Raw genomic sequence first — 4,694 nt, 5'->3', positions numbered from 1 at the left:
TATGGATGTTCATATGCGTCATCGACCGACAGGCGCTAATATCACCGCTTAAGGCGAGAAGTATAAGGATAACGGGTTAACCAAACAGAATGAGGACTCGATAACAGCTTGATGAACAAGTGATAAAAATATTAGCTCGTTCGCTAAGGGCGGGTCATGTCTGCAAAAAGTTTCTTTCAAAATAAGACCTTCGCCAGTACAAATTCTCAATCCGCTATTTGCATAATAAAGTGTCAACAACCAGCATCGGGCTTGTTCAACACTTGGGATAAGGTCGCGGCTACGCGCGGCCTATCCTTATTTGTTAGGAGTTTTTCTGTCCGCCATGAATTAGCTCTTTATTGACCTCATTGATGAACGCCTCAACCACCTTTAGCGAAAGCCCACTTTTATGGAAGTGGATTTTTGCCTGATTTTCCTTATAACTGACTAGCTCTGCTTCGATTATTAATTCGTTATCGAGTGTGCATTCCAAGCTAAGTGTATCGAAGTCGTTAGCGCTTGTAACAACAAGGGTATATTTTCTTCCTTCAATTTCCATGTTACTCAAGACTCCTAACGCAAAGCACTCGGGTGACGACCGCGCAGCGGTTGGCATCCCAGCCGCCGCAGGCTGCGAGTGATGCGTCTTGTTATGAGATTATTTTTTGAATCCATTGCAGTGCATCCTTGCGAGTTTTCTCAGAAACACGAGGTGAATCAGACGAAATGATAATGTTCAGGGCGGCTTCCGCACGACCTGCATTTATAATACTTCGAGCGTGGCCAGTACGAGAGATACAAGAGCCCTCAGTATAATCTGTCTCTGCTCGTAGCTTTTCGACTATATCCTCGCGCGATAATGTGTTCGACGAAAACTCACCAAAAAATCTCACGAAACAAGCCTGACCAACCGATTGAAGAGTTCTTGAAAGTTGTTCATCATTCATGGGTTAACTCCTAACCAAAAACTCATAACGCACGCCTAACAGCGAGCAACTTGTTGCGATTCCAGCGGCCGCAGACCGCGATGTTTGAGGCGCTTGTTAGTTTTCAATTGCCGCGACCTCTATTCCAAAAGGTGATATTTGCCCAAAAACTCGTATTTTCGAACCTAACTCAAGATTGCCGTAAACAGACTCTGATAAACAAATATGTTGTTTGATAAAAAAAGTGACTTCTTTTACAACAACTCTCGGAGCACATCGGCCTTTAAATATTACACTTTCCATTTCTACGACAGTTAGCTCTGTGGTGCCGTCACTTGCATAAAAAGGATGCAAAAATTTCGGCAGGCCGCCGAATATAGCTGTCGCTAACCAGCCAGCAAATACGACCGGCAGAACTACCAAATATATGCCTTTCCAGTTTCTTCGAACTTCAGAAAAATGACTTTTGTTCAAAAAATACATACAACCAAATGAAAACAACCCGAACACTAATAAAAACACATACAAACTGAAGATCCATGTACCTGATGAGTTATCAACGGTAACTCTGACATCTGAAAAAATAGATAAATAACCTCCAGCGAAAAGGAAAATAATGATCGCTAAAGCCACTATTCGGTTAGCAATGTTAATTGCACTAAGTATCATTTGGTTAACCTAAAAACTAACGTTAAGCACAACGGCAGTTTGTAAGCTGTGCGTTGTGGAATACTTTTGCGCAGCAAAACCACATAAGCGCGACTTACAAACTGTCCAGCCGCGCAGCGGCATGTTGCTACGCCTTGTGTACGCCCAGCATGGGCATGAACTAATGAGGTGAAAGTCCTTTGTAGGAAGGTCACCGTTCAATAACATGCTGTTATTAAACGTTAACTACTAGCGAATGGCAAGGGCTTATCCGCGAGGATTGGTTTGAAGGAAGCCGCTAGCAAATTTGCGAGCTGATGAACAAGAACATCATATGAGGCGTAGGCTAGAGGTGAGTTGGCAGGGCCTCCCCCACGAAGTAAGGGGACAAGACGACGAAACCACGTGATCTAATGGCCACCGTAAATGATGCAGCAGTGCAAAGAAAGTTCATGTTCTTATCTGGGGAGATCTGTTTAACACGCGATCGGTCATTAACCAGTCAGGCTCTGGTTTATAAGTGCCTTGGCTTTTCAGTGTCATCGACTGAAAAGAGCGAAACAGATGAAAACCGATAGCGCATGACGGGGCAACTCGGCATGTGACTAAGCAGAAGTCAGCAGACGGCATAGTAGCCCAACGCCCATCGTAATGGATGGGATAGCATACCCCGCGTTAGCGTTGTGGGTACATGGTGAAGGCCTGAACATTTAGAAGAAGGAGGAGTCTTGTCAAACTTGTTGATACCCACTACGTCGCCAGACGATTACTATCAGCAGCGTATTGATATGCAACCAGCCTTCAACAGCGATTTATTCCAACAACTGCTTCAGCCTGAGAATCTACACCGAGCTTGGCGACAGGTTAAAGCCAATAATGGCGCGGCTGGTATCGATGGCATGACCATCGAAGCCTTCCCGCTTTGGGTGCAGCAAGGCGGTTGGCAACAGCGTAAATCTCAACTTGAGTTAGGTGAATATCAACCCTCAGCATTCAGACGCGTAGAGATCGACAAACCCGATGGCGGTAAACGCAAACTGGGTATCCCTAACGTCATTGATCGTGTGATACAGCAATCAATTGCTCAAATTCTCACGCCGTTGTTTGCCCTTCTCGGTTAATAGCTTCGGCTTTAGACCGAATAGGAATGCCAAACAAGCGGTCTTGCAAGTCAGGGATATCATCAAACATAAACGCAAATTTGCCGTCGATGTTGATCTGTCCAAGTTATTTGATCGACTAAATCATGATCTCTTAATGACTCAGTTAAGGATCAAGGTACAGGATAAGCGTCTGCTGGCGCTTATTGGTAAATACCTGCGTGCTGGCGTGATGATAGCAAGCTTCGAAGGCGTACCTCAGGGCGGCCCACTCTCACCATTACTATCAAACATCATGCTGGATAGTCTGGATAAAGAGCTGGAAAGCAGAGGGCATCACTTCGCCCGCTACGCGGATGACTTTATCATCTTGGTCAAGTCTCAACGAGCGGGCGAACGTGTCCTCAAGAGTATTACTCGCTATCTTGCCACTAAGCTAAAACTGGTTGTTAACGAACAGAAAAGCCAAGTGGTTAAGGTAGGCCAAAGCAAGTTCCTAGGGTTTACCTTTAACCGCGGAAAGATCCAGTGGCATGTCAAAACACTGCACATCTTTAAACAAAAGATAAGGCGACTGGCAAACCGCAATTGGGGCGTGAGCATGAGCTATCAATTGTTTAAAGTGCGGCAATACATGCAAGGCTGGATCAACTACTTTGGCATAGCCAACGCTTACCAAGAGTGTGTCGATTTAGACCACTGGATCCGTCGTCGAGTACGTATGTGCTACTGGCGTCAATGGCGAAAGCCACGGACTAAGGTACAAAACTTACTCAAACGTGGCGTCAGGATCCAAGCGGCCGTTGCTTGTGGAATTACAAGCAAAGGGCCGTGGCGAAGCTCGAAAACACCAGGGATACAGCAAGCGCTGAGTAATGAGTATCTCAAGAAAGCAGGTTTATGTTCACTGAGAGATGGATGGATTGCAGTTCATTATCCTAACCAGAAAGTGAGTTAGGCGTTCTAAATGAACCGCCCTGTGCGGAGCCGCATGCAGGGTGGTGTGGGGGCTGGAGGCTAAATACCTCCGGTTACCCGATTATGTGCTGTTAATCAAACTTCTTAAGTTTTGCATCTCTTAAGTCTTTAGGCAAATACTGAACCCAATTGCCAAGACCAACAACTTGCTTAGGCTGAAGAGTACAGTGACTTAATAGGTACTTTCTTAGTGACTGAACGAATTTAATGCCATCTTCTTTTTCACTTTTACTAAGATGGGCTTCAGTTCTATCCAAAATAAATTTATAAGCGTGGCAAGTAGATAAATTTCGAATAGAGAGCTTAATATCTATCTTTTCAGATGCATATTTTTCTAAATTTAATATATGGTCAACTTGCTTTTCATTTAAATCGTTGTGCTCGATATAATAATTATAGTATTCATTTAAACTTTTATACGAGAGAGACTTGTTATTGAGTTTGAACTCATTTAGAAGCTCTTCTCGTAAAAGCAGGTACGATATTGCCAATGACTTCTTTTTTTCCTCACTTACGCCACTACCGCTGCCACCACTAGTTTGCATGCCTGTACCAAGAGAAACTAGGGACTTAGTAAGATCTGGCACATCCTTTAGATCATTATTTCCATGTGTCTCTGCGCATTGTTTACCACCAAAGTAAATTGTACCGTCCTCGGACTCCATATAATAAGCTGTACCGGACGAAAGCTTATGCCCCTTTGCGCAATATGACTCTGTATCTTCATTCACAAAGTCTTTTTTAATAATTTTCAAAAATAACCTCATTCATTTATAAGTAGGGAAGCCTTCAAACACACCAAAGAACATAGCGCCCAAATAATGGGCAAATATCAGTTGGTTAAAATAAGCGACGCAGGAGCAAAAACCAACAGTTATTTGTCCTGATTAATTTGCTTGTTAGTTTACAATTACGCCAATACTAGTGAAAAAGCACTTAGCCAAATTAGCTGAAAGCCATATGAAATACGCTGATGGATGCCAGGATTGCTTTGGGATTTTACAGCTTTAGCCATTGCGAAAAGAAAATAAACAGCAGCGACAACAGAAACCAATGAAAA

4 protein-coding genes and 2 pseudogenes are annotated in these 4,694 nt (G+C 43.6%); 1 reads left to right on the top strand and 5 read right to left on the bottom strand.

The annotated features are described in order from the left end of the window. Positions 1–304 precede the first annotated feature (304 nt). The 3 genes from Q4Q57_RS21880 to Q4Q57_RS21870 form a co-directional block, all read right to left on the bottom strand. Positions 305–541 (bottom strand): hypothetical protein, encoded by a 237-nt coding sequence (locus Q4Q57_RS21880; RefSeq protein ID WP_311892019.1) that lies wholly within the window; start codon positions 539–541, stop codon positions 305–307. Positions 542–632: 91 nt separating this feature from the next. After that, positions 633–929, bottom strand: a complete 297-nt coding sequence (locus tag Q4Q57_RS21875; protein ID WP_106650478.1) for a hypothetical protein — start codon at positions 927–929, stop codon at positions 633–635. Positions 930–1,025: 96 nt separating this feature from the next. Continuing rightward, entirely contained in the window at positions 1,026–1,577 is a 552-nt protein-coding gene (locus Q4Q57_RS21870) for a hypothetical protein (RefSeq protein WP_311892018.1), read from the bottom strand. Positions 1,578–2,284: 707 nt separating this feature from the next. Between Q4Q57_RS21870 and ltrA the strand changes: the two are divergent. Beyond that, a pseudogene (gene ltrA, locus Q4Q57_RS21865) lies at positions 2,285–3,614 on the top strand (group II intron reverse transcriptase/maturase). A 91-nt stretch (positions 3,615–3,705) separates the two neighbouring features. Here the strand turns inward: ltrA and Q4Q57_RS21860 are convergent. Beyond that, on the bottom strand, positions 3,706–4,389 hold the full coding sequence (locus tag Q4Q57_RS21860; RefSeq protein ID WP_126491951.1) for a hypothetical protein: 684 nt from the start codon (positions 4,387–4,389) through the stop codon (positions 3,706–3,708). 155 nt (positions 4,390–4,544) lie between these two features. Then, positions 4,545–4,694 (bottom strand): annotated as a pseudogene (locus Q4Q57_RS21855) (DUF998 domain-containing protein); the annotation flags it as partial.

This window comes from Shewanella sp. SP2S2-6 (genome assembly GCF_031931965.1).
Taxonomy (GTDB): domain Bacteria; phylum Pseudomonadota; class Gammaproteobacteria; order Enterobacterales; family Shewanellaceae; genus Shewanella; species Shewanella baltica.
This window is presented reverse-complemented; position numbering and strand designations above follow the sequence as displayed.